At 68.6% G+C, this 3,989-nt stretch carries 3 protein-coding genes; 1 reads left to right on the top strand and 2 read right to left on the bottom strand.

The window, feature by feature from the left end; genetic code table 11:
* On the top strand, window positions 1-2,323 hold a 2,323-nt coding region (locus tag L1066_RS26970), incomplete at its 5' end, for a helix-turn-helix transcriptional regulator (protein ID WP_283095489.1).
* A 9-nt stretch (window positions 2,324-2,332) separates the two neighbouring features.
* On the opposite strand, the gene L1066_RS17555 is transcribed toward L1066_RS26970, so the two are convergent.
* Window positions 2,333-2,755: a hypothetical protein gene (locus L1066_RS17555; RefSeq protein ID WP_235737522.1), complete on the bottom strand. Its 423-nt coding sequence runs from the start codon at window positions 2,753-2,755 to the stop codon at window positions 2,333-2,335.
* A gap of 211 nt (window positions 2,756-2,966) precedes the next feature.
* Window positions 2,967-3,989: sulfotransferase family protein (locus L1066_RS17560; RefSeq protein ID WP_235737523.1), on the bottom strand; the 1,023-nt coding region annotated here is incomplete at its 5' end.

Here is a 3,989-nt window from a genome sequence, read left to right on the forward strand (position 1 = left end):
GCGTGCCAAGGCAGCTGAGTGGTCCCGCATCCAAGGGGTCGCCCGGCTGCAGCTCGGTCCGCTCGACGACGGCGCGGTGCGGCAGCTGGTGCGCGGTCTCCACCCCGACCCCCTCGCAGAGACCGAGCTCGCCTGCATCGTGCAGCGGGCCGAGGGCAACGCCTTCTTCGTCGAGGAGCTCGTCGGTGCCTCCAGGGGCGGCGTTCCCGTCGACCTGGCCGACCTGCTGCTGATCCGCCTCGACCGACTCGACGACGTCGCACGCCAGGTGGTGCGCACGATGTCGGTGGGTGGTCGCCGGGTCTCACACGACCTGCTCGCCGCCGCCAGCGGGGTCAGTGCGACCGAGCTCGACCAGGCGTTGCGGCGCGCGGTCGAGACACACGTGGTGGTGACCGCCGGGAGCCACGACTATGCCTTCCGGCACGCCCTGCTGGCCGAGGCCGTCTACGACGATCTCCTGCCCGGGGAGCGCGTCCGCATCCACGCGGCGTACGTCGAGGCCTTGCGCGACGGTGTCGCTGACGGCACCGCCGCGGAGCTGGCGCTGCATGCGCGGGCCGCCCTCGACCTACCCACTGCTCTGCTCGCCAGCATCCGCGCGGGTGACGAGGCAGCCTCGGTCGGTGGTCCCGACGAGGCTGCGCGCCACTACGAAAATGCACTGGAGATCGCTGAGGACTCGCGACACAGCCCCGATCTCGACGTGTCCGCACTGGTGCTCAAGACGGTGGATGCGTTGGTCGACAGCGGCAGCCTGATCCGTGCGCAGAAGCTGCTGTCACGACACCTTCGTGCGGTCGAGGACACCGCTGACGACACGTCGCTGGCGCGGCTCCACCTACAGATGGCCTATACCGCGCTGCTCACCGACAACGACATCGACTGGCACGGCCACCTCCGCACCGCGATGCAGCTCATCCCCCAGGAGGCGGGACGAGACCGGGCCAAGCTGATGGCAGCCTCGGCTCGGGTGATGGCGTTGAAGCGTCTGCCCGAGGCGGAGGAGACTGCGACCGAGGCACTGGCTCTTGCAGAGACCCTCAACCTGCCGAAGACCGCGAGCGAGGCGATGACCACGTTGGTCTTCCTCGACCGCAGCGTGCCCATCGAACAGTTGGAGAAGGCCCTGCAGGAGAGCGCCGAGCGGGCGGTCCGCACCGGAGCGGTGGCCGCCGAGCAACGTGCCTACTTCCTGCTGGGGCGTGTCTATCAGGACCGCGGCCTCTTCGCCGATGCACTGGCCACCTTCGCCAAGGCGATCGAGCGGGCGAAGTCGCTGGGCATCCCCTGGGCCCCCTTCGCCTTCGACTCCCGCCTGCAGTCGGCTCAGATCGCCGTCGTCACCGGTGACTGGGACACGGCGCTGGAGCTCGCCGATGTCGACGGCCAGTCACCGCCCCATCTCGCCGAAGTGCTGTTGGTCGTGTGGCAGGCAGCGGTGCTCTCGGCGCGGGGCCGTCCACAGGCAGAGAGGCTGCGTGCCCTGCACGACGACTGGCGCAAGGACGGTTCGGTTGCCGTCGTCGGTGTCCCGGTGGAGGTCGAGGAGCTCGCTCGCGCGGGGCGGCTCGAGGAGGCTCTGTCGGTCGGTGACCAGGCGATCGAGGTGCTCTCGTCCATCTGGACGCCGCTCTTCCAGGCCAGGGTCAGACTCACTGCCGTGATGATCGGGGTGATGGCTGACGCGGCACCGGGCCTGACCGGCGACCAACGTGCCCGACAGGTCGAGCGGGCCCGATCGCTCCATGCCGGCGCATCGAAGGTGGTCCAGCACCACCATGAGGGCGGCGGCCACTGGGGACCCGAGTCCAAGACGTGGTCCAAGCGTCTGGAGGCGGAGTTCCTGCGGTTGCGGTGGCTCAGCGACGTGGAGGCTCCCGACCTGGCGGATCTGATCGGTCTCTGGCAGGAGACCACGACGCACTTCATCGAGCTCCAGCACCCCTACGAGACAGCGCGCTGTCAGCTCCGGTTGGCCGAAATCCTCCGTGCGTCGGGTGACGTGGTCGCGGCGCGCGAACACGTCGACCGGGCGCGGATCACTGCTGCCGAGCTCGGTGCGCAGCCACTGCTCGATGCGTTGCAGACGATGGGGGCGTCCCCGGCGCGTGGCCAGGGCAGCGACGAGGCCCTGACGCCGCGGGAGAGCGAGATCCTCACGTTGGTGGCGGCTGGCCGCAGCAACGGGGAGATCGGGCGCCAGCTCTTCATCAGCACCAAGACGGTGTCGGTGCACGTCTCCAACATCTTGCGGAAGCTGGGCGCCTCCGGGCGCACCGAGGCGGCGGCGATCGCCCGTCGTCGTGGCATCACCGTCTGAACCTCCGGCTCATGACGACCTGAACGACAGCGCCAGCTGCTCGAAGACATCGCAGAAGTCGGCGTAGTCGCAGTGGTCAACAGTGGCGCGGAGGGTCCACGCAACCTCGGCCGCGACCCACGACCAGATCTCGGTGATCACGTCGCGCTCTCCGAAGGTGTGCAGCACTCGGACGTAGGCGGCATCGCACATCCCGAGGTCGTGGATGTCGACATCTTCGACGTCCACGCGGCTCAGCGACTGGCGGACCGCCAGCACTTGGGCGTCCTGCCACTCGCGCAGGGACAAGGCGCAGCGAGCGCTGGTCAGCGTCGCGCGGGGACGGAAACCGCTGGCGGGCAGGGCGTCGCAGAGCAGTAGGTCGTCCCCGGTCTCAGGACATCTCTCGACGCTCCATCCCGGGGGGACGACAAGGTTCGGATTGATCAACATGCCCCGACGCTAGGAACGCGCGGCGACACGGGGCGGCGTACCGACGGCGCCTGTGGAGGGCAGTCGTCATCCACCGCGCCTCGCTGGAGAGTGGTCGACTCCGACACAGCGCCCGGACTCTGTCACCAAATTGCAGGCTTGGTGGCTGTTGCCACACGCACCAGGACGGCAATTCCCCGCCCGGGCGGGGAATTGCCGTGCCTGGAACGGATCAGAAAGCGGCGCGGATCTGCTCCTCGGTGAGGCCGTAGTCCTCGAGGGAGTACTGGTGGGCGGGGCGACGGCCGCCCTTCTTGGACTCGGCGTCCATGGCCTCGACCTCGCCGGCGACCTGAGGTGACCAGTCGAGGTCGAAGGTCTCGTAGATCGACCGGGTCACGCCGAGCGGGTTGGCGACGAACTCGGAGTAGTCGACGTCGATGAACTGCTTGGGGTCGTACTTCTTGCGGGCCTCGACGAAGCTTGCGTGGGAGCGGGAGAGCATCTCGAGCTGGGTCTCGCCGATGCGCTTGCCGACGAACGTGGTCGACCAACCGGCAGTTGCCTCGGCGGAGAGCGAGCAGGCCGATGCCATCGAGACCACCGGGTCGCGGTGGGTCTGCACGATGAGGGCATCGGGGAAGACGGTCATCAGGGCGTCGAGCGCAGCCAGGTGGGACGGGTTCTTGAGCACCCAGCGCTTCTCCTGGTCATTGAGGCCGATCAGCTGCAGGTTGGCCTTGTAGCGCTCGTACGACGGCGTCCAGTCCTGCTGGGCCAGCCAGGCCGAGTAGCGGGGCACGTCGGCCAGCGACTCGTATCCGATCGACGTACCTCCCTGGCGCAGGATCCTCCAGCACTCCTCGACGCTGGCGGCGTCGATGTAGTGGATGCCCATGAACTCGGGGTTCTCCACGTTGTGTGCGGAGTAGGCCTGGTTGATGCCGGCATAGATGGGGTTGTCGTCCCAGGTCTCCCTGGCGGGGCGCGGCTGGGGGTATTCGGTGAGCCACAGCTCCAGGCCCTGGTGGCGCTCGTCGACCGTGAGCAGGCGGTGCAGTGCGGTGGTGCCGGTGCGCGGCAGGCCCACCACGAAGATGGGGCGCTCGATCGGCACCTCGGCGTGCTCCGGATGGGTGGTGAAGCCGTGCTGGCTGAGCAGCCGGCCGACCAGGGCGCTCTTCACGTAGGAGCGCTGCATGAAGTTGCCGACCCCGGTGAGTCCGGCGACGGGCGAGTTGAGGTCGTCCACGAG

The organism is Nocardioides alcanivorans (genome assembly GCF_021555175.1).
Taxonomy (GTDB): Bacteria; Actinomycetota; Actinomycetes; order Propionibacteriales; family Nocardioidaceae; genus Nocardioides; species Nocardioides alcanivorans.

Excerpts from the sequence above, each read along its gene's own strand:
- L1066_RS17555 (WP_235737522.1), bottom strand. The coding sequence starts at position 2,755 with ATGTTGATCAATCCGAACCTTGTCGTCCCCCCGGGATGGAGCGTCGAG.